This is a genomic window from Streptomyces sp. PH9007, assembly GCF_059813725.1.
On the sequence record NZ_CM187440.1, the window covers coordinates 1,396,659 to 1,415,127 of the forward strand.

General features: G+C 73.4%; 21 protein-coding genes. 9 read left to right on the plus strand and 12 right to left on the minus strand.

Annotated elements, in window-relative coordinates:
* The first annotated feature begins 12 nt into the window (after positions 1 to 12).
* Positions 13 to 969: a M28 family metallopeptidase gene (locus tag ACTFAP_RS06175; protein WP_500468419.1), complete on the plus strand. Its 957-nt coding sequence runs from the start codon at positions 13 to 15 to the stop codon at positions 967 to 969.
* Between the two features lie 12 nt (positions 970 to 981).
* On the opposite strand, the gene ACTFAP_RS06180 is transcribed toward ACTFAP_RS06175, so the two are convergent.
* A complete protein-coding gene (locus ACTFAP_RS06180) occupies positions 982 to 1,932 on the minus strand; it encodes a cupin domain-containing protein (RefSeq protein ID WP_500468420.1) in 951 nt (316 codons plus the stop codon).
* Between the two features lie 82 nt (positions 1,933 to 2,014).
* Between ACTFAP_RS06180 and ACTFAP_RS06185 the strand changes: the two genes are divergently transcribed.
* The gene (locus tag ACTFAP_RS06185; RefSeq protein ID WP_500468421.1) at positions 2,015 to 2,866 is read left to right on the plus strand and encodes an NmrA family NAD(P)-binding protein; all 852 of its coding nucleotides are present in this window, start codon (positions 2,015 to 2,017) and stop codon (positions 2,864 to 2,866) included.
* Positions 2,867 to 3,010: 144 nt separating this feature from the next.
* Entirely contained in the window at positions 3,011 to 3,670 is a 660-nt protein-coding gene (locus tag ACTFAP_RS06190) for a hypothetical protein (protein ID WP_500469416.1), read from the plus strand.
* Positions 3,671 to 3,796: 126 nt separating this feature from the next.
* Here ACTFAP_RS06190 and ACTFAP_RS06195 read toward each other — a convergent pair whose 3' ends face one another.
* The 4 genes from ACTFAP_RS06195 to ACTFAP_RS06210 form a co-directional block, all read right to left on the minus strand.
* A complete protein-coding gene (locus ACTFAP_RS06195; protein WP_495683744.1) occupies positions 3,797 to 4,027 on the minus strand; it encodes a bacteriocin immunity protein in 231 nt (76 codons plus the stop codon).
* Positions 4,028 to 4,196: 169 nt separating this feature from the next.
* A complete protein-coding gene (locus ACTFAP_RS06200; RefSeq protein WP_495684900.1) occupies positions 4,197 to 5,471 on the minus strand; it encodes an MATE family efflux transporter in 1,275 nt (424 codons plus the stop codon).
* Between the two features lie 44 nt (positions 5,472 to 5,515).
* Positions 5,516 to 7,309, minus strand: coding sequence for a lipopolysaccharide biosynthesis protein (locus tag ACTFAP_RS06205; protein ID WP_500468422.1), 1,794 nt, complete (start codon positions 7,307 to 7,309; stop codon positions 5,516 to 5,518).
* Complete coding sequence (locus ACTFAP_RS06210; protein WP_495683746.1) at positions 7,306 to 8,601, minus strand: glycosyltransferase; 1,296 nt, start codon at positions 8,599 to 8,601, stop codon at positions 7,306 to 7,308. Before ACTFAP_RS06210 ends, ACTFAP_RS06205 begins: the two co-directional genes overlap by 4 nt.
* Positions 8,602 to 8,785: 184 nt before the next feature.
* Between ACTFAP_RS06210 and ACTFAP_RS06215 the strand changes: the two genes are divergently transcribed.
* Both ACTFAP_RS06215 and ACTFAP_RS06220 read left to right on the plus strand, forming a co-directional pair.
* Positions 8,786 to 9,250, plus strand: a complete 465-nt coding sequence (locus tag ACTFAP_RS06215) for an FAD synthase family protein (protein WP_390116858.1) — start codon at positions 8,786 to 8,788, stop codon at positions 9,248 to 9,250.
* Positions 9,251 to 9,322: 72 nt separating this feature from the next.
* Positions 9,323 to 9,964, plus strand: a complete 642-nt coding sequence (locus tag ACTFAP_RS06220; RefSeq protein ID WP_500468423.1) for a LysE family translocator — start codon at positions 9,323 to 9,325, stop codon at positions 9,962 to 9,964.
* 101 nt (positions 9,965 to 10,065) lie between these two features.
* On the opposite strand, the gene ACTFAP_RS06225 is transcribed toward ACTFAP_RS06220, so the two are convergent.
* Positions 10,066 to 10,932, minus strand: a complete 867-nt coding sequence (locus ACTFAP_RS06225) for a LysR substrate-binding domain-containing protein (RefSeq protein WP_495683748.1) — start codon at positions 10,930 to 10,932, stop codon at positions 10,066 to 10,068.
* A gap of 68 nt (positions 10,933 to 11,000) precedes the next feature.
* Between ACTFAP_RS06225 and ACTFAP_RS06230 the strand changes: the two genes are divergently transcribed.
* The gene (locus tag ACTFAP_RS06230; RefSeq protein WP_500468424.1) at positions 11,001 to 11,837 is read left to right on the plus strand and encodes an EamA family transporter; all 837 of its coding nucleotides are present in this window, start codon (positions 11,001 to 11,003) and stop codon (positions 11,835 to 11,837) included.
* Here ACTFAP_RS06230 and ACTFAP_RS06235 read toward each other — a convergent pair whose 3' ends face one another.
* The gene (locus ACTFAP_RS06235) at positions 11,838 to 12,425 is read right to left on the minus strand and encodes a TetR/AcrR family transcriptional regulator (RefSeq protein ID WP_376046433.1); all 588 of its coding nucleotides are present in this window, start codon (positions 12,423 to 12,425) and stop codon (positions 11,838 to 11,840) included.
* A gap of 221 nt (positions 12,426 to 12,646) precedes the next feature.
* Here ACTFAP_RS06235 and ACTFAP_RS06240 point away from each other — a divergent pair, with 221 nt between their 5' ends.
* Positions 12,647 to 13,468 (plus strand): NAD-dependent epimerase/dehydratase family protein, encoded by an 822-nt coding sequence (locus tag ACTFAP_RS06240; RefSeq protein WP_500468425.1) that lies wholly within the window; start codon positions 12,647 to 12,649, stop codon positions 13,466 to 13,468.
* Positions 13,469 to 13,556: 88 nt separating this feature from the next.
* Here the strand turns inward: ACTFAP_RS06240 and ACTFAP_RS06245 are convergent, their stop codons facing one another.
* On the minus strand, positions 13,557 to 13,745 hold the full coding sequence (locus tag ACTFAP_RS06245; protein ID WP_500468426.1) for a DUF397 domain-containing protein: 189 nt from the start codon (positions 13,743 to 13,745) through the stop codon (positions 13,557 to 13,559).
* Between the two features lie 10 nt (positions 13,746 to 13,755).
* Entirely contained in the window at positions 13,756 to 14,610 is an 855-nt protein-coding gene (locus ACTFAP_RS06250; RefSeq protein ID WP_500468427.1) for a helix-turn-helix domain-containing protein, read from the minus strand.
* A 134-nt stretch (positions 14,611 to 14,744) separates the two neighbouring features.
* Here ACTFAP_RS06250 and ACTFAP_RS06255 point away from each other — a divergent pair, with 134 nt between their 5' ends.
* A complete protein-coding gene (locus ACTFAP_RS06255; RefSeq protein ID WP_500468428.1) occupies positions 14,745 to 15,050 on the plus strand; it encodes a hypothetical protein in 306 nt (101 codons plus the stop codon).
* On the opposite strand, the gene ACTFAP_RS06260 is transcribed toward ACTFAP_RS06255, so the two are convergent.
* Positions 15,047 to 15,754, minus strand: a complete 708-nt coding sequence (locus ACTFAP_RS06260; protein WP_500468429.1) for a CDP-alcohol phosphatidyltransferase family protein — start codon at positions 15,752 to 15,754, stop codon at positions 15,047 to 15,049. The genes ACTFAP_RS06255 and ACTFAP_RS06260 overlap by 4 nt on opposite strands.
* Before the next feature lie 118 nt (positions 15,755 to 15,872).
* Between ACTFAP_RS06260 and ACTFAP_RS06265 the strand changes: the two genes are divergently transcribed.
* Positions 15,873 to 16,874, plus strand: a complete 1,002-nt coding sequence (locus ACTFAP_RS06265) for an SCO2278 family lipoprotein (protein WP_495683757.1) — start codon at positions 15,873 to 15,875, stop codon at positions 16,872 to 16,874.
* 109 nt (positions 16,875 to 16,983) lie between these two features.
* Here ACTFAP_RS06265 and ACTFAP_RS06270 read toward each other — a convergent pair whose 3' ends face one another.
* Positions 16,984 to 17,694, minus strand: coding sequence for a bifunctional DNA primase/polymerase (locus ACTFAP_RS06270; RefSeq protein WP_500468430.1), 711 nt, complete (start codon positions 17,692 to 17,694; stop codon positions 16,984 to 16,986).
* 104 nt (positions 17,695 to 17,798) lie between these two features.
* Positions 17,799 to 18,446, minus strand: coding sequence for a TetR/AcrR family transcriptional regulator (locus ACTFAP_RS06275; protein WP_500468431.1), 648 nt, complete (start codon positions 18,444 to 18,446; stop codon positions 17,799 to 17,801).
* Between the last annotated feature and the right edge of the window lie 23 nt (positions 18,447 to 18,469).

Genomic DNA, 18,469 nt, shown 5'->3' on the forward strand with positions numbered 1-18,469 from the left:
TCTGGAGCGTCCATGACCTACCGCCGTCCGGCCGTGCCCGTCATCGCCCTCACTCTCGCTCTCGCCGCCGGACTCGCCGGCGGTGCCACCGCCGCACCGGCGCCCACCGGAGCCACCACCCCCACGCCGGCCGCCGCGCCCGACATCGAGGTGGAGCGGGTCCTGGGCCACCTCACCGAGCTGGAGTCCATCGCCGCCGCGCACGGCGGCAACCGCGCGCACGGCCAGCCCGGTTACGCCGCCTCCCTCGACTACGTCGAGGGCCTGCTGGAGGAGGCCGGGTACGAGACCAGCCGCCACGCCTTCACCAACGCCGGCATCACCAGCTGGAACCTCATCGCCACCTGGCCGCACGCCGCCACCGACGAGGTGCTGATGGCCGGCGCCCACCTGGACTCGGTACGGTCCGGGGCGGGCGTCAACGACAACGGTTCGGGGTCAGCCGCGGTCCTGGAGGTCGCGCTCGCGGTGGCCGGGGCCGACGTGCGCCCGCAGAAGGAGCTGCGGTTCGGCTGGTGGGGCGCGGAGGAGCTTGGCATGGTCGGCTCGCGCGCCTACGTCGCGTCGCTGAGCGCCACGGAGCGCGCCCGGTTCGGCGAGTATCTGAACTTCGACATGATCGGCTCCCCGAACGCCGGTTACTTCGTCTACGACGACGACGCGGCGATCGAGGCGCTGTTCACCGACTGGTTCGCGGCGCGCGGCGTCCCCACCGAGCCGGCCACCGCCGCCCGCAACAGCTCCGACCACGTCCCCTTCCGCAGCGCCGGCATCCCGGTGGGCGGCCTGTTCACCGGGGCGGGCAGCACGATGACGGCGGCCCAGGCGGCGCAGTGGAACGGCACGGCGGGCGTCGCGTTCGACCCCTGCTACCACCGGGCGTGCGACACCCTCGACAACATCGACGAGACGGCGCTCGACCTCAACACGGACGCGCTGGCGCACGTCCTGTGGGAGCTGGGCTCCTGAGCACCGCCCCGCTCACGCCCTGACCGCCTGCCGATGGTGGCTGGGCCGGACTCCGTACACCCGCTGGAAGGCCACACTCAGCCCGAACGCGCTGCCGTAGCCGACCTGGTGGGCGATCGACTCCACCGTGGCGTCGGTGCGGGCCAGCAGGTCGGCGGCCTGCGCCAGTCGCCAGCCCGTCAGGTACGCCATCGGCGGCTCGCCGACGAGTTCGGTGAAGCAGCGCGCGAACGTGGCCCGGGAGACGCCGGATTCGGCGGCCAGCGCCTCCACCGTCCAGGCCCTGGCCGGCCGGTCGTGGATCAGCCGCAGCGCCGGACCGACCACCCGGTCGCCCAACGCGCGGTACCAGCCCGGCGGATCGGCCTCGGGACGGGCGAACCACTCGCGCAGGGTGGCGAGCAGCAGCAGGTCGAGCAACCGGTCGAGAACGGCCTGCTGGCCGGGGTCCTCCCGGCTGATCTCCAGCGCGGCGAGGTCGAGGATCGGCCGGGGCTCGCCGCCGTGCGGGACGACCAGCACCCGGGGCAGCGCGCGCAGCAGCCGCTCGGAGACGCGGCCCCCGACCTGGTAGCTGCCGGTGAGCAGGATCGCCTCCGGGCAGTCCAGGCAGTTGCCGCAGGTGCGCAGGGAGAGCAGCAGGTCGTCGCTGATCGCCTCGCCGTCCGCCGTGGTGCAGTGGTCGGGGCCGTGCACGACGTACAGCGGGGCGGTGCCGGGGTCCGGGGAATCGGCGACGGTGAACGGCTCGGTCCCCACCACGATGGCCACATCTCCCGGCCCGGCCGCGACCGGTGCGGCCCCGCCGCCCGGGTGGATGTGGCCGGTGCCGCGCACCATGGTGACCAGGGTCAGCGGGGTCCGCGCGGCGAACCCCACCGACCAGGGCGGGGCCATCAGGTTCCGGCTGAAGAGCGCGCCGTCGGACCGTACCTCGTACAGCAGTTGGGCGAGTGCGTCCATGCTCCTCAGATTAGACGATCAGACATCGGAGTGAGCCGATGAACCATTCCTCCGCTCACCCCTCCCGGGTTTGACTCTTCTCATGACAAGCACAGCGACGACGACAGCACAGCCCGTCCTGGTCCTGGGCGCCACCGGCAAGACCGGCCGCCGGGTGGCCACCGGACTGCGGGAACGCGGCCACACCGTCCGGGAGGCCACCCGCCGCGGGCGGACCCGCTTCGACTGGTACGACGAGAACACCTGGGAGCCGGCCCTCGAAGGGGTCCGCGCGGCCTATCTGGTCGACTCGCAGCGCGCGGACGCGGCCACGCCACTGCGCGCCTTCGGCAAACTGGCCGCCGAACGCGGCGTGCGGCGGCTGGTGTTCCTGTCCGCCCGGGACTGGGTGGTGCCGGCGGGCGAGGAGAAACTGCCGGGCGAGCGCGCGGTGCGCGAGTCGGGGGCGGAGTGGACCATCCTGAAGCCGGCCTGGTTCGCGCAGAACTTCAGCGAGGACCCGTTCTACCTGAGCCAGCTCCTGGACGGCGAGCTCGCCTGGTCCACCGGGGAAGGCGTCGAACCGTACGTCGACGCCCGGGACATCGCCGAGGTGGCGATCGCCGCGCTGACCGAAGACGGCCACGCCGGGCAGGCGTACGAACTGACCGGGCCGCGCACCCTGGGCACCGGCGAAGTGGCGGCCCTGATCGCGCGGGCCACCGGCCGGGACATCCGCTACCGCCCGCTCACCCCCGAGGAGTTCCGGCGCCACGCCACCGGCCGTGGCCTGGACGCGGAGCACACGGACCTGCTGAACGAGCTGTTCGGCTGGATCGCGGAGAGCCGGTTCGCCACCCTGGCGGACGGCGTGCAGCGGGCGCTGGGGCGCGCGCCGCGCGATTTCACCGACTACGCCCACGAGACGGCGGGCACGGGGGTGTGGCACCCCTGACCCGGTACCCCTGACCCCACGGAACGGAAACCCGTTCGACCAACGGGGGCGGGCGGAGCAGGATCAGCAGATGTGACACCGAACGAACCCCCCGCGTCCCTGGTCCTGGCCGCCGCCCGCAACAACGCCGCGTGGTGCGCCGTGATGAGCGCCGCCCACGGCGTGAGGGGCGGCGGCTTCGACCCGCAGTCCTGGGCCACCCCCGCCCGTACCCCGCCGTACTACCCGGACGCGGTCACGCTGACGCCGGGCGCCGACCCCGCCGCGCTGGTGGCCCGGATCGACACGGCCACCCCGGGCGCCTCGGTCAAGGACAGCTTCGCGGACCTGGAGCTGACCGGGGCGGGATTCCGGGTGCTGTTCGAGGCGGCGTGGATCCACCGGCCGGCCGGCGCGCCGGCGACCGTCTCCGGCTTGGCGTGGGAGGTGGTCCGCGACCCGGACGCGCTGCGCGCCTGGGCACACGCCTGGGACGACGGCGCCGGGGACGCCGGACTCTTCCCGCCCGCGCTGCTCGGCGACCCGGACACCTTCGTGCTGGCCGGGCGGCATCCCGGCGACCGCCGGGTGGTCGCCGGGGCGGTGGCCAGCCGCGCCGCCGGGGTGATCGGCGTCTCCAACGTCTTCCGCCGGGACGACGCCACCCCCGATACCGCCTGGCCGTTCGTGCTGGAGGCGGTGCACCACCTCTTCCCCGGCCTGCCGGTGGTGGGCTACGAGCACGGCGAGGACCTCTCGGCCGCCCTGGCACACGACTTCGAGACGGTGGGCCCGCTGCGGATCTGGCTGCACGAAGGGGATTGACGGCCTGCCCGGCGTGTGAGGGGGACCGCCGACCACGGCCGACCTGCCGGGACGAACATGGCGGGGCCCTCACCGCACCGGCCTCCGGCAGCCGTCGTGGTCCCGCTCCTCACCCGGGTACCGGCGTCACAGGGCCACCGGCCGGTACGCCAGTGCCCGGTCGACCACGACCTCGGCAGGCAACTCCCCCTCCCGTGGCCAGAAGACCAGATTGCCGAGGTAGCCGGACGGGCAGGACAGCGAGGTGTCGAGCGTGTCCAGCCAGTCGTTCAGCTCGTCCTCACCGGCGTACTCCCCCGCCATGATCCGCCGCACCAGCACGACCGCTTCCGCCCGGCTCAGCTTCACCGCGCTCATCAGGCTCCTCCCTCGGCCACCTCGGCCCCCTCCGCCACCTCGGCCAGGGGGCGTGATCGGCCGGAGACACAGGACCCGGTTCCGGCAGGAGGGTACACGCGCGGGGCCGTTCCGTACCGCCCGCGCGGAAGGCGCCGGACGGCGACCGAGGACGCCCCGGCCGGTCCGTTCAGCCCGCCACCCGGCCGCCCGGTTCCTCCGTCGGCTCGGCGCCCGGCACCTGCGCCTCCGGTTCCCGCTCGGCGGCGACCCGCACTTCGAAGGCCACCCGGGTCCAGGCCGCGACTGCCTTCGCCGCCGAGCCCGCGCACAGGCCCCAGGCGGCGCCCAGGATGCCGCCCAGCGCGTAGCCGGTCAGCAGGGCCACCACCGAGACCAGCGAGAACACCAGCTGGATCGGCAAGGTGGCGCGCGGGCTCAGCACCCGCAGCGCCAGCAGGCCGCAGGTGCCCATGGCCATCGCCGCGTACTGGCTGCCGGTCGCCGGGATGAGCGCGGACGCCGACTGCCAGGTGTCGCCCAGCAGTTGACGGCCCCAGCTGTCCGGCAGCACGGAGAGCAGCAGCGCCCAGCCCGCCGCCACCGCCGCGAGCGCGCCGCCCGCGAGCGCCGCCGTACGGGCCTTGCCGGCCCCCGACCGCTGCTCGCCGAGCAGCGGCGGGCCGAAGCCGGTGGCGGTGTTGAACAGCACGTTCAGCGGGCCGAAGACGGTACCGGCGCCGCGCAGCGCGCCGACGGCCAGCGGGTTGGCCAGCGCGCCGAGCCCGATGATCGCCAGCTGCGAGGAGGCGTTGCCGACGCCGAACTCCACCACGAACCGCTGCCCCAGGTGCCCGCGCGCCAGCAGCGCCGCCGGGCGCGGCCGGCCGGCCGCGTCCGCGGTGGCCCGGTACAGCAGCCAGCTCGCGAGCCCGAGCGCGGGCAGGGCCGAAAGACCCCAGGCCAGCACGAGCGTCGCGGCGCCGGGGCCGGCCGGCAGCAGCGCCAGCGCGGGTACGGCCACCGCCAGCCGCAGAAGGTCGGCCGCCAGGGCGAGTTGCGGCAGCCGCAGCACCGAGAAGGCGTAGCGCAGGGTGTCCTGGGTCAGCACGATGGGCAGCACCGCGCCCAGCGCCGCCAGCGCGCCGGCCGACAGCGCGTACGCGGGCAGCGCCAGCACCAGGCCCACGGCGGTGGCGGCGGCGAGCGCGAACAGGGCGGCCGAGCGGCAGTCCCTGGCCAGTTCGGCCCGGTCGCGGCCGGCGCCGCCGCGCAGTACGAGCGATTGGCCGACGTACGCGGTGCAGGCGCCGAGCAGCACGGCGAACACGGCGTAGACGAGGGCGAAATCGGCGAAGGCCCCGGCGGAGGACTGGCGGGCGGCGAACACCACCACCGCTATGTTGGTGAGGGCCGCCACCCCCTGATCGGCGATGGAGAAGGCGACGGCGCGCCCGGGTCGTATCACTGCGGTCTGCTCACGGCTTTCTCTCGGATCCCTGGTGTCGCTCAGTGGTGCCCTTCATGATCACCCAGCGCGCCGGGATCCAGGATCCGCAGTCCCATGGTTTCCGAATTGCTCCCCTGGGGCTCCCGGTTGACGCCACCCGGCGGCTGCCGGTGCCGCGCGCCGTGCGGCTGCCCCGGCACGGGGCGGACCGCCAGGGCCCGGCCGTCGCGGTCGCGGCTCTCGGCCTCCCCGGTCCGTTCCCCCGGGCGTTCGCCGTCCCCCTCGCCCTCGCCTTCGCGCGGGTCGGTGCCGCTGCCCCACGAGTGCAGGACCGCCCCCAGCAGCAGGCCGCCCGCCCCGACCACCAGCTCCCGTACCCGGGTCAGGTCGTCGCGGTGCACCTCGCTGGGGTCGCACACCACCAGCACCCCGTCCACCCGGTCCGTGAGGGCGATGGCGTCCGCGTACAGCAGCACGGCGGGGGCCAGCACCACCACCACGGCGCCCTTGGTGTCGGCGTGGTGGATCAGCTGGCTGGCGGCCGGGGAGGTCAGGGCGCGCGGCACGTTGCGCACCCGGCGGCCTGGCACCAGGTCGAAGATGCCGGACTCCTCGGCATCGATCGGTACCCGCAGCCCGCTGGGCCAGTCGGTGCTCTCGCCGCGCCCGCCGGGTGAGCTGGCCCAGCCGGGCCGTACGCCGTCCGCGTGCCGCAGTTGTTCGGTGAGGGTGGGGGTGCGCAGGTCGGCCTCCACGAGCAGGGCGTCCATGCCCATCTCGGCGAAGGCTGCGGTGAGGTTGACGGCGGCGGCCAGCGGGGTCTCTATGCTGCCGCGCGGTGCGACCACCAGCAGCCGGCGGCGCTGCGCGAACGCCTCGTCGTAGGCGAGCCGGAACGCCACCGAGCGGTACTCCTCGGCCAGCCGGCCCTGGGCGAGGAGTTCCTCGGGGCCGTCACCGCGCGCGGGCCGGGGCAGCACGCCCAGTACGGGGGCGTGCAGCGCCCGGGTGACATCGCCGGGCGAGCGCACGGTCGGGTCGAACACCAGCCGGACCCAGGCGGCGAGCAGGCCGATGCCGATGCCGACGACGTAGCCGAGCGCGAGCAGCAGCGGCAGGCCGGGGCCCGAAGGGCTGCCGGGTGGGGTGGCCTCGGTGATGACCCGGCCGCCGGTGGTGTCCAGGGAGGTCAGCCGGGCGATGGCCGCGTTGAGGTCGGAGATGGCGCTGGTGACGCCGGACAGGTCGGCGAGGGCGTTGTCGTAGGCGGCGCTGCCCTCGAAGAGGGTGCCGAGTTCGTCCTCCAGCGCGTCGCGCCGCTCCAGTTGGGGGGCGCGCTGGCTCTCCAGGGAGGCGACACCGGCGGCGATCGTGGCGTCGGCGTCGGCCTGCCGGTTGCCGAGGTAGGCCTGGACGAAGGCGTTGGCGCGCTCGGCGGCCAGATGCGGGTCGTCGGCCGAGTAGGCGAAGCGCAGAACCTCGGTGTTGGGCGGGTTGGTGACCTGGAGACCGCGCTTGAGCTGCTGGGCGCTGTCCGGGTCGCCGAGTGCCTCGGCGGCGCGCTGGGCGACGATGTCGCTGACGGCGGTGCGGCGTTCGGAGCCCATCGCGACGCGGTCGACGGTGCCGCCGGCGAACGGGTCGGCGGTGGGGGTGCGTACGGTGACCTCGGCGGTGGCCACGTACGTCTCGTTGGCGGTGAGCCCCAGCCAGCCGCCGCCCGCCAGGCCCAGCACGATGCCGCAGACGATGAGCAGGCGGTAGCGCAGCAGTTGCCGGAACTGGTCGCGCAGCAGGTCGGGTTCGTCGTACGGGGCGGCTGCGGCCTGGCTGCCGGCGGGGGCCTCCTTCAACGGGACTCCTTGAACGCGAGGGCCGGGTCCGTGGGCGCCGGGCGGGGTGCGGAACGGGAGGGGTGCGCACGCGCCAGGGCCTCGTCCAGCAGCGCGTCGACCCGGGCGAGCCCGGCGGCGCGGCCGAGCCGGGTGCGGGCGTAATCGGCGCCGCGCACGCCGATGGCGTCGGCGGCGGCCGGGTCGGCGGCCAGTTCGCGGGCGGCGGCGGCGAGCGCAGCGGGGTGCTCGGGCGCCACCAGCCAGCCGGCGGCGGAGTCGCGGATCTCCTGGGCCGTCCCGCCCTCCGCCGCGACCGAGGCGATGACGGGGCGTCCGGCGGTGAAGTAGGAGGTGAGCTTGGAGGGGACGCTCATGTCCAGGACGGCGGCCCGCTGGGTGACCACGAGGGCGTCGGCGGCGGCGAGGACGTCGGGGAAGTCGGCGTCGGCGGCGGGCGGCAGGAACTCCACGTTGGGCGTTCCCGCCGCCATCTCCCGCAGGCGTTCGCGCTGGCTGCCGTCGCCCATCAGCACCACCCGGATCTCAGGCGCCTCGCGGGCCGCGCCGATCAGCACCTCAAGTCCCTGCTTGAGGCCCATGTTGCCGGAGTGCAGCAGCACGGTCTGCTCCGGCGGCCAGCCCAGGCGGGCGCGGACGGCGGCGCGTGGGGTGGCCGGTCCGGAGACGTGCGACCAGTTGGGGACGAGCCGGATCCGCTCGTCGGGGACGCCCAGCGCCCGGACCCGCTCCCGGAACGTCTCGTGGATGATGCCGACCAGCGTGGCGCCGCGCAGCATCCGCCGCTCCACGGCGGCGGCGGCGGACGCGGCGCGGCCCCCGCCCCGGATGCCGCTCTGCGCGGCGGCGGCGCCCATCAGGTCCTGGATGACGGGGATGTACGGGGCGCGGTGGCGGCGCGCGATCCGCGCGGCGAGCACTCCGCCGGCGAGGCTGGGCACCTGGGCGACCACGGCGTCCGGGCGGCCCATGCGGGGCGGGGCCAGCAGGCCGTGGCCGAGGATGGTCGCCTCGTACAGGGCCCGGCGCAGCGCGGACTGGCGCGGGGGGACGGTGTGCCGGCGCCGGTGGACGAGGACCCCGGCGCGCTCGTCGACGGTGCGCCACACATGGCGGTAGGCGGGGTCAAGACGCCAGGCGGGGTAGTGCGGTAACCCGGCCAGGACGTGTACTTCCGCGGCGCGCGCGTGCGCCCAGTGCTCGGCGAGCTGGGTGGCGTACGGGCCGATCCCGGCCTGTTCGGGCGCGTAGTTCGTGGAGACCAGCAGCAGCCGTTCGTGTCGTTCGCCCACGGTCGAACTTCTCCCCCCTGAACGGGAATCCCGACAGCGCTCAGTGTCCACCCTATCCGCAGAACCTGCACCGCATGTCATCAATCGGGCCCGGGGAGTGAGGGTTTGGGACTAAGGTCGGGTGGATCCGCCGCCCGTGCCGCCCGGCCGGGCGGTCCCAGCGACCGCGTGGGGGTCACGAGTCATGCCGCAGGGACACGGGCAGCAGCGGGTACCGCACCTGGTGGGTTACGCACCGGGCGTCTACGACCTCTTCCACATCGGCCACCTCAACATCCTGCGGCACGCGCGCAGTCGCTGCGACTATCTGGTGGCCGGGGTGGTCTCGGACGAGATGGCGGAGCTGGCGAAGGGCAGACCGCCGGTGATACCGCTGGTGGAGCGGCTGGAGATCGTGCGATCGATCCGGTACGTGGACGCGGCGTTCGTGGAGACCGTGCCGGACAAGGTGACGACCTGGCAACAGGTGCGCTTCGACGTCCTGTTCAAGGGCGACGACTGGCGGGGCACGGCGAAGGGCGAGAAGCTGGAGCGCGACTTCCGGCAGGTGGGCGTCGAGGTCGTGTACTTCCCCTACACGGTGCACACCTCCAGCACCCAGCTGCGCGGCGCGCTGGACGCCCTGGCGACCCGGGCGGAACAGGGCTGACGCGGGCGCGACAGGGCCGACCCGGGTGGAACAGGGCTGACGCGGCCCGGGGCACGCTGCTTTGATGACCCCATGATTTCCGCCGACCGCCTGCTGGCCTTCGCTGTCATGTCCTTCCTGCTGATCATCATCCCCGGACCGAGCGTGCTGTTCGTGGTCGGCCGGGCCTTGTCCCTGGGACGCCGCGCCGCGCTGATGACGGTCGCCGGCAACGCGGTCGGCGCCTACGTGCTGATCGTGGCGGTGGCGGCCGGGGTCGGGGAGCTGGTGGAGCGCTCGGCGCTGGTCTTCACCGCGCTGAAGTTCGCGGGCGGGGCGTACCTGGTCTACCTGGGCGTGGCCGCCTGGCGCTCCCGCCGCGCCCTGGCGTCCGCGATCCCCGCAGCCCAGGCGGGGACGGGCGGCGGGCGGCGTACGTTCTGGGAGGGGTTCGTGGTCGGGGTGACCAACCCCAAGACGATCGTGTTCTTCGCCGCTGTCCTGCCGCAGTTCGTGGACCGCGGGCAGCAGCACCCGGCGCTCCAGATGCTGCTGCTCGGTGTGGTGTTCAACGTGATAGCGCTGGCCTCGGACAGCGTCTGGGGCCTGACGGCGGCCACCGCCCGCGACTGGTTCGCGTGCTCACCGGAGCGGCTGTCCATGGTGGGCGGCGCCGGCGGCCTGGCGATGATCGGCCTGGGCGTCACGGTGGCGGTGACGGGCCGCTCGGACTGATCCCGGACCGCCCCGGACTTTCCCGGACCGCCCCGGACCGCCCCGGACCGCCCCGGACCGCCCCGGACCGCCGCGGTCGTACCGGCTCCGCCGGCGGCCCGTCAGCCGTCCTCGCGGTAGAGGCCGCCGAGCAGGTCGACGACGGCCTGCGTCGCGGGGTGCGGGTCGGGGTGCCGCCACAGGAGATGGACGGGGATGGGCGGGGCGTCGCGCAGCGGCCGGTAGACGATGCCGTCGCGGCGGTACTGGGTGGCGGTGGAGCGGGGCGTCACCCCCACGCAGCGCCCGGTGGCGATGGCGGCGAGCCAGTCGTCGATGTCGTGCGTGTACTCGACGGCGGGCCGTTCGCCCTCGGGCCACAGGTCCAGGGTGGTGGTGCCGGTGCGCCGGTCCAGGACAAGGGTGCGCCCGCGGATCTCGGCCAGCCGGATGCTCCGGCGCCGCGCCCACGGATCGTCGGAGGCGAGCGCGATGACCCGCGACTCGTGGCCGACGAGGGCGTGGGCCCAGCGGCGGGTGTCGAAGGGCAGCCGGACCAGGGCCAGGTCACACCGGCCCTCGGCCAGGCCGCTGGTGGGGGTGTTGTGACGCACGAGGTGGAGTTCGACGTCCGGGTGCTGGGCGTGCCAGCGCCGCTGGAACTCGGTCGTGTGCCCGCCCATCGCGGACCAGGCGTGCCCGAGGTAGAGCCGGGTGTGTCCGGTGGTGGCCTGGGCGACGAGCGCGTCGGCCTCGCCGAGCAGGTGCCGGGCGCGGGCAAGGACGTGCACCCCGGCGGCGGTGGGGGTGACGGTGCGGCTGGTGCGGTGCAGCAGCCGCACGCCGAGGATCCGCTCCAGGGCGAGCAGGTTGCGGGAGACGGCGGCCTGGGAGACGCCCAGGGCGATGGCGGCGTCGGTGAAGGTGCCGGCGTCGGCGATCGCGACGAGACAGCGCAGGTGCCGCAGCTCCAGTTCCTTTCCCTCCATGCGTCCAGCGTATAGATACGCCGCGCTGTGCATTTTGTCCGCGCCCGGCCGCGGCGGAGGGTCGGGGCATGAGAGCCGGAGAACGCGCGTCGGGGATATCGCTGATGGTGGGCAGTGGCCTGGCCAACCAGACCGGGGCGTCGATCGGCGCGCTCGCCTTCCCCGTCCTGGGCCCGGTGGGCGTGGTGGCCGTACGGCAGTGGGTGGCCGCCGCCGTCCTGCTGGGCGTGGGCCGCCCCCGGCTGCGGGCCTTCAGCGCCGGGCAGTGGCGCCTGGTGCTCGCGCTCGCGCTGGTCTACGGGGCCATGAACCTGACCCTGTACGCGGCCATCGACCGGATCGGGCTCGGCCTCGCGGTCACCCTGGAGTTCCTCGGGCCGCTGGCCGTGGCCCTGGCCACCGCCGGGCGGCGCACCGGCGTGCTGTCGGCGCTGGCCGCCACGGCCGCCGTGGTGGTCCTGGTCCGGCCGCAGCCGAGCACCGACTACGCGGGCATCGCTCTGGGGCTGACGGCCGCCGCGTGCTGGGCCTGCTACATCCTGCTGAACCGCGCCATCGGCCAGCGGCTGCCGGGACTGGAGGGCTCGGCAGCGGCGGCGGGCGTCTCGGGGCTGCTGTACCTGCCGGTCGGCGCGGTCGTCCTGTGGCTGTGCGGCCCCACCCCGCTCGCCCTGCTGTGCGCGCTGGCGGCGGGCGTCCTGTCCTCGGTCGTCCCGCTCCTGGCGGACCTGCTGGCGCTGCGCCGGGTCCCCGCCCACTTCTTCAGCGTCTTCATGAGCGTGAACCCGGTGTTCGCCGCGCTGATCGGGCTGGTCGTCCTGGAACAGCACCTCGACCTGTGGTCGTGGGCGGCCATCGCGGTGATCGCCGCGGCCAACACGGTGACGGCGGGCGCGGAACGCTGATCAGCCCCGGTGTCCGTGCAGGACCCCGGCGGTGAACTCCGCCAGCTGGGCCCGCAGGTCGGCGCGGGAGACACCCTTCCGCCCAACGAGGTACTCCACGAGGTCGGCCCGGACGGCGGCCAGGAGGGCGTGCGCGGTGAAGCCGCCGTCGCCCCGTTCCGGGATCCGTTCCAGTTCGGCGCGAAGCAGGGCGTGCCAGCGGTCGTAGTGGGCCGTCTCGTACGGGCTGCCGCTGCCGGACTCCTCCAGGGCCAGGGCGAGATGGCGGTTGTCGATCTTGAAGCACAGGATGGCGTCGAGCACGGCGGGCACCCGGTCGAGCGGGGGCGCGCCGGGCCCGAGCGGGGGCGGTCCGGTCTCGACGGCCTCGCGGAGCGGCGTGAACCGGATCTCGTACAGCGCGCGGATGAGTCCGGTGCGGTCGCCGAAGGCGCGGAAGAGGGTGCCCTTGCCGACGCCCGCCGCCGCGGCAATGTCGGCCATGGTGAGGTCGGCCGGGCTGTCGCAGTCGGCGAACAGCGTGTCGGCGGCCTCCAGTACGGCCGCCCGGTTGCGGACGGCGTCCTTGCGCGGCTTGCGTTCGGTCATGGTGGGCCGTCCCTCCTGTTGCAATCCGGACCGACGGTCCGTATCGTTCAACGTAACGGACCCCGGGTCCGCATCGTACGCGTTGGAGGACACCCCATGCCCATGGCCGCCGCAGCGAGGAACCCCGACCGCGCGAGGACACACCTGCCACCGGACCGCACGACCACCGAACAGGGCGCCCCGCAGCACGAGAACCGCGTCCAGGAAGCCGGGGGCACCCGATGACCGCCATCCTCGTGACCGGCGCGACCGGCACCACCGGCAGCCGCACCACCGCCCGGCTGCGCGCCGCCGGCCACCCGGTCCGGGCCGCCGCCCGCAACGGCGACCCGCGCTTCGACTGGTACGACCCCACCACCCATGACGCCGCCCTCGACGGGGTGGACCGCGTCTACCTCGTCCCGCCCCCGGGCGAGACCGACCCCGCCCGCATCATGCTGCCGTTCCTGCGCCAGGCGCGCGCCGCCGGCGTCCGGCGGGCGGTGCTGCTCAGCTCATCGGCCATCCCGCCGGGCGGCCCGGCGGTGGGAGAGGTGCACGCGGCGCTGCCCGGCCTGTTCGGGGAGTGGGCGGTGCTGCGCCCCTCCTGGTTCATGCAGAACTTCCTGCGCGACCACGCCCACGCGCGGAGCATCCGCGCCACCGGGACCGTGGCGTCCGCGACCGGCACCGGCCGGGTCGCCTTCATCGACGCGGACGACATCGCGGCCGTCGCCGCCCACGCCCTGACCGCCGCCGAGGCGCCCAACACGGACCTGATCCTGACCGGCCCGCAGGCGCTGGCCTTCGACGACATCGCCGCCACCCTCACCGAGGTCACCGGCCGCCCGGTCACCCACCAGCGCCTGAGCTACGACCAGTTGCGAGAGCGGCTGGCGGCCGGGCTGCCGGCGGAGTTCGCCGCGCTGCTGGCGTCCCTGGACCTCGCCATCGCGGACGGCGCGGAGGACCGCACCACCCCCACGGTCCACCACCTGACCGGCCGCCCCCCGACGGACTTCCGCACGGTGGCCGTGCGGGAACTGGCCCACGGGGACGGGTGAGGAACCACCGCCCCGGTCCGGCGGGCCCGCCGTACGGCGACGATCAGCTTGTCGCGGGTGCGCGCGGCCCCGCCGTGGGGCCAGGTGATCAGCCGGTCAGGCGACCGGACTTGATCGCTATCAGCAGGCTGTGGGTCCTGGATGCCCGCGCCTTCAGGACGACCTCCGGTTCTTCACTCTCACGGAGCCACAGCGTGCCATCGGGTGCCATGGCGATGTTGACGCAGTTGGAGGCTTCCGCGCTGAACGACGACTTCTGCCACATCAGGTCAGTCATCGGGGTCCTTTCACAGAGTCTTCTCGACGCGATGGATGAAGTCGCGTGACTCATCCGGTGACAGAGCACACGTTTCCATGCGGTCGAGCACAGTCCGGTACTTGTCCAGTTGTGAGTAGGCGTCGAAGAACAAGGATCCGTGATCACTGTCCAGTTGGATGCTGTCCAGCTGAGGCAGCTCCGCGCCGAAATGGTCGATGCCCTGACCCGCGTTGGGGAATGTGCCCGCACCGAAGGGAATGACTCGCACGGTTACATGATCGCGCTCGCTCCAGCTGAGCAGATGCTTCAGCTGTGCGGTGGCCACCCGGGATCCGCCGAAGGCCATCCGCAATGCTGCCTCATGGATCACCGCGGTCAAGGGTGTCGGCTTGTCGCCGTAGAGAATGCCCTGCCTCTTGATCCGATGCGAGACGCGCTGCTCAACCGCGTGGGGCGGCAGCGGCGGCACCGCGTCCGCAATCACTGATCGTGCGTGGTCCGCTGTTTGCAGCAGGCCCGGCATGTGGATCACCGTGGCAACACGTATGACCGTCGCGTGATGTTCCAGTTCCGCAAGGTCCAGTGCGCCGGTCGGCAGGATCTCGCGGTAGTCCTCCCACCAGCCCCGGGTGCGGCCACCCGTCATGGCGGCCAGCGCATCGATGAGTGGCCCGTCGCCGCAGTCATAGAGGTTGGCCAGGGCTCGGACGCGCTCCGCGCTCACGGCGTATCGGCCGATCTCGATGTTGCTGATGCGGGATTGCGTCACGCCGAAGAGCTGGCCCGCGCGGGTGGCGGTGAGCCCGGCACGTTCTCTGAGCACACGGAGCTCACTGCCGAGCCGCCGTTGCCGGATGGTCGGCAGGATCTTGTCGCGCGTCATGATCATCCCTTCCCGTCACCCACACGGATGGCCTTTTGGGCTCCAATCCATGAATCGATGGACTGTAGTCCAACGCAAACGCTAGCGTCGTTCGCGATGGATCGTTAATCCCTCCTAACGACAGGAGACTTCGCATGGACACCGCAGCCGCGCAGGATGGCATTGAGCTGGGCTTCGACCCGTACGACGAAAAGCTGCACGCCTACGTCCGCAGCCTCGCCCCCAGGACGTACGCGCTGGTCGAGGAGTCCTTCAGCGAGGACGACAGGGCCCGGGTCAGCGTGGTGGGGTGGGGACTCGCGTTTCCCACCGGGCCCACGGAAGTGGTGCGGGAGGGGGAGCCGATGCGCCTGTACTGCGCGTCGCCCGAATCGGCCGCCGATCATCTGGCGTTCGTACGGCGGCAGTCCGTCTTTCTCGTGTGGCCCGACGCCGCTTAGCGGAGTTCGCGGAACCACTTCGTCAGGAATGCCGCACAGAACAGTACATAGGCGGCGCACAGCGCCAGGTAGCCCAGCCGGAAGGCGGTTTGGCTGCCCAGGAGCAGGAACAGGGCGCACAGCACGCCGTAGTCCACCGGGAGGAGCGCCACCACCCTGACGCGGGAGGGGGGCGGGGGCGCGGGGGCCCCGGGCGCGGGCTTCGGGGCCGGCTTGAGTTTCTCCCGCAGCAGGCCGCCGAAGAAGATCACCACCGCCGCGAGCTGGAACAGCAGCGGGAGGAGGAGCCAGCCGTCGTGCGGCAGGTCGAAGTGCCGGTAGAAGCTGATCAGGACGACGGAGTGCAGGGCGGTGATCTTCGCCGCGTCGACCACATGGTCCAGCCACTCCCCCGCCGCGCTGGACTCGCGGCGCAGCCGGGCCAGTTGGCCGTCCGCCGAGTCCAGGGCGAAGCCGAGGACCAGCCCGGCGTACACCCCCGCCGCTAGAGCCCAGGACGGTGGGAGGAGAGCGACGGCGGCCAGGGCGGTGTAGCTCACCAGTGCCGACAGCAGCGTGACCCGGTTGGGGGTGAGGCCCGCGCGGAAGGCCGCCGCCGCCAGGACGCGGCCCAGCGGGCGGTTGATGTGGCGGGAGTAGAGCGAGACACCCTTGGAGGTCTTCTGTGCGGTGCGCAGTTCCCGTAACGCCGCTGTGAAAGTCATGGTCCCCACCATGGTTCGCATCCTCCCATGCGAGGGCCGTCGGCGGGCACGGTTACGATGCCTGGGCCCGGGGCCACAGGGCCGGGGCTGAGCAAGAGGGTATGGGGAGGGCTTCACGATGCGGGTGCGAGCGCGGGTGGCCAGGACCGCCGTGGGCGTGGTCATGGCTGTGGCCACGGCGGCGTCCGTGTCGGGGTGCGTCACGGTGCACGGGGAGACCGCCATCGTGCCGGCGGCCTCCGAGGAGGAGGCGGAGGCGGCGCTCGACCGCTTCGTCGAGGTGAGCAACGAGTCCAACGCCGCGTACGACGCCGAGCTGAACGAGACGATCGAGAACGGCCCGCTGGGCGAGATCGATCACGCGGGCCTGGTGGCGCGCGGCGAGGTGACCCCGGGCGGCAACCCGGACTTCGAGCCGCTGGAGCTGACGGACGCGACGTTCCACATACCGCAGCAGGCGGGCTGGCCGAAGTTCTTCGTGGCCGACACCGCCACCAACCGCAGCGGGGACAACCGCTGGCTGCTGGTGTTCACCCGGGACGGGATGGACGAGGAGTGGCTCGCGTCCTATCTGAGCGTGCTGGAGCCGTCCGCGGTGCCGGAGTTCGCCGTCGACGACGACGGCTACGCCGAGGACATCCCGATCCCGGCGGACGCGGAGGAGGCGGCCGGGGACGACGCGGGGCTCGTTCTGCCGCCGGCCCTGCTGGGCTCGGCGTACAACGACTTCCTCGGGTCGAAGGCCGGGCCGTTCGCGGACGGCCCGTACACCACGGAGGCCGTCGAGCGGCGCGAGGAGTCCAACAGCAACCCGGCGTTCGCCATGCAGTACCAGGACTCGGTGCCCACCGAGCCGGGCTTCGCCCCGGTGGCGCTGCGCGACACGGACGGCGGCGCGCTGGTGTTCTTCGCGACCCGGCACCACGAGAAACAGACCATGGCGGAGGGCGAGACCCCGGTGGTCGATCCGCTGGTGGAGGCCCTCATGGAGGGCAGCGCGGAGACCTCGGTGACGCTGGTACGGATGGCCATGCACGCCGCTCTCGTCCCGGCCTCCGGTGCGGGCGATGTGGCGGTGCCGAGCCGGATCACCGGAGTGACGTCGGCCATCGGCGAATGACGGCGGCGCCGGGCCGGGGCGCCGGGCCGGCGCGTGTCACCGGGTGACCTCGGCCTTCGGTGGCTGACCGCCCGGCGCGCTGTGCGCCGCCGGTCAGCCCGTCGCCCGCTCAGCCGGTGAGCCAGTCGGCCGGGATCTCCTTCTCGGCCTCCCTGGCCAGTTCGGCGGCGCAGGCGTCCGTCAGTGCTTCCAGCAGGGTGAGCGGTTCGGGCAGCGGCAGACCCGGTTCACGCAGCCAGCGGACGCCGCCGCCCGCCACCTGGGACGGGGGCACCAGCACGTAGCTGCCGCGGCAGTGCCAGCGCAGCCCGGGGTGTTCGTCCATGGTTTCGGGGAGGCAGTCCAGCGCGCAGGGCCACCACTCGTCCTCGTCGTCCGGGGTGCCGCGGGTGGCGGTGAAGAAGAGCATCCGGTCGGGGTCGGCGATGGCGACCGGGCCGGTGTTGGTGCCTTCCGAGGCGAGACGTTTCAGCGCGGCGTGGCCGGCCTCGGCCGGGACGTCCAGGACGTCGTGGGTGACACCGGTGGCCGTAATGAAATTCGCCTCCTGGTCGGCGCGGAGCCAGGCCAGGAGGCGTTCGGGGTCGGTGGTCGCCTGGGTCTGCCAGGCGAGGGATACCGGGTGGCGACCGGGAGTGGGGCACCCGATGCGCTCGCAGGAGCAGCCATAGCCCTGGGGGTGGGCGGCGGGAGCCAGCGGGAAGCCGGCCCCGGCGGTGGCGAGCAGCAGTTCCTCACGGGCCTGGGCGGCGGCGGCCGAATCGGCGGCGGCGCGGGCGCCCCTGCGCATCCAGCGGGGAAGTTTGCGCTCTTTTTCCATGGGCTGAGGTCGCCTCACTTCCGTCCCGCTCGTCCTGCGTGCTCCGTGACATTACCGGATCGGACATCGCCACGGGTGCGGATGGGGGCGGGGTGCGGCGAGGGTCACTCCCGGGGGGCGCGGGTGAGCAGTCCGCGCAGCGCGTGATCGACGAGGGCGTCGGTGAACTCGTACGTCAGCGGGGCGCTGCGGGTGAGCCAGCGCTGGGAGAACGGGGAGAGGATCAGCTCGGTGGCGATCCGCAGATCCGTGCGGGGGTCGATCTCCCCGGCCTGCTGGGCGGTGCGGAGGCGGTCCATGTAGACCTGGATGCCGCGTTCGGAGAGCCGGGTGACGAAGGAGTGGGCCAGCTCGGGGTCGCCGGCGGAGGCGATGGCCAGGGCGCGGTAGGGGGCCTCGAAGGCGGGGTCGTTGAACTCGTCGACGGTGGCGCGCAGCACGCCCTTGAGGTCGGCTACGAGGTCGCCGGAGTCGGGGAACTCGGCGTCGTAGTCCGGGTGTTCGACGGTGGCGGTGAAGGCGTCGAGGAGGACGGCGGCCTTGGAGGGCCACCAGCGGTAGATGGTCTGCTTGCCGACCCCGGCCTGGGCGGCGATGGCCTCGATGGTGAGTTTCTCGTAGCCGACCTTGCCGACGAGGTCGAGGCTGGCGTCGAAGATCGCCTGCCGGGAGCGGGGGTTGCGGCGGGCGGGGTCGGGGGTGGAGGGGCCCCGGGTGGCGCGGGGCGTGTCGTGCGGAGAGGTCGTTCCCATGAGGGCAGTGTAATGAGAAAAGG

Coding starts and splice junctions, on each gene's coding strand:
- ACTFAP_RS06175 (WP_500468419.1), top strand. CDS start 13: ATGACCTACCGCCGTCCGGCCGTGCCCGTCATCGCCCTCACTCTCGCT.
- ACTFAP_RS06180 (WP_500468420.1), bottom strand. CDS start 1,932: ATGGACGCACTCGCCCAACTGCTGTACGAGGTACGGTCCGACGGCGCG.
- ACTFAP_RS06185 (WP_500468421.1), top strand. CDS start 2,015: ATGACAAGCACAGCGACGACGACAGCACAGCCCGTCCTGGTCCTGGGC.
- ACTFAP_RS06190 (WP_500469416.1), top strand. CDS start 3,011: ATGAGCGCCGCCCACGGCGTGAGGGGCGGCGGCTTCGACCCGCAGTCC.
- ACTFAP_RS06195 (WP_495683744.1), bottom strand. CDS start 4,027: ATGAGCGCGGTGAAGCTGAGCCGGGCGGAAGCGGTCGTGCTGGTGCGG.
- ACTFAP_RS06215 (WP_390116858.1), top strand. CDS start 8,786: ATGCCGCAGGGACACGGGCAGCAGCGGGTACCGCACCTGGTGGGTTAC.
- ACTFAP_RS06220 (WP_500468423.1), top strand. CDS start 9,323: ATGATTTCCGCCGACCGCCTGCTGGCCTTCGCTGTCATGTCCTTCCTG.
- ACTFAP_RS06225 (WP_495683748.1), bottom strand. CDS start 10,932: ATGGAGGGAAAGGAACTGGAGCTGCGGCACCTGCGCTGTCTCGTCGCG.
- ACTFAP_RS06230 (WP_500468424.1), top strand. CDS start 11,001: ATGAGAGCCGGAGAACGCGCGTCGGGGATATCGCTGATGGTGGGCAGT.
- ACTFAP_RS06235 (WP_376046433.1), bottom strand. CDS start 12,425: ATGACCGAACGCAAGCCGCGCAAGGACGCCGTCCGCAACCGGGCGGCC.
- ACTFAP_RS06240 (WP_500468425.1), top strand. CDS start 12,647: ATGACCGCCATCCTCGTGACCGGCGCGACCGGCACCACCGGCAGCCGC.
- ACTFAP_RS06245 (WP_500468426.1), bottom strand. CDS start 13,745: ATGACTGACCTGATGTGGCAGAAGTCGTCGTTCAGCGCGGAAGCCTCC.
- ACTFAP_RS06250 (WP_500468427.1), bottom strand. CDS start 14,610: ATGACGCGCGACAAGATCCTGCCGACCATCCGGCAACGGCGGCTCGGC.
- ACTFAP_RS06255 (WP_500468428.1), top strand. CDS start 14,745: ATGGACACCGCAGCCGCGCAGGATGGCATTGAGCTGGGCTTCGACCCG.
- ACTFAP_RS06260 (WP_500468429.1), bottom strand. CDS start 15,754: ATGACTTTCACAGCGGCGTTACGGGAACTGCGCACCGCACAGAAGACC.
- ACTFAP_RS06265 (WP_495683757.1), top strand. CDS start 15,873: ATGCGGGTGCGAGCGCGGGTGGCCAGGACCGCCGTGGGCGTGGTCATG.
- ACTFAP_RS06270 (WP_500468430.1), bottom strand. CDS start 17,694: ATGGAAAAAGAGCGCAAACTTCCCCGCTGGATGCGCAGGGGCGCCCGC.
- ACTFAP_RS06275 (WP_500468431.1), bottom strand. CDS start 18,446: ATGGGAACGACCTCTCCGCACGACACGCCCCGCGCCACCCGGGGCCCC.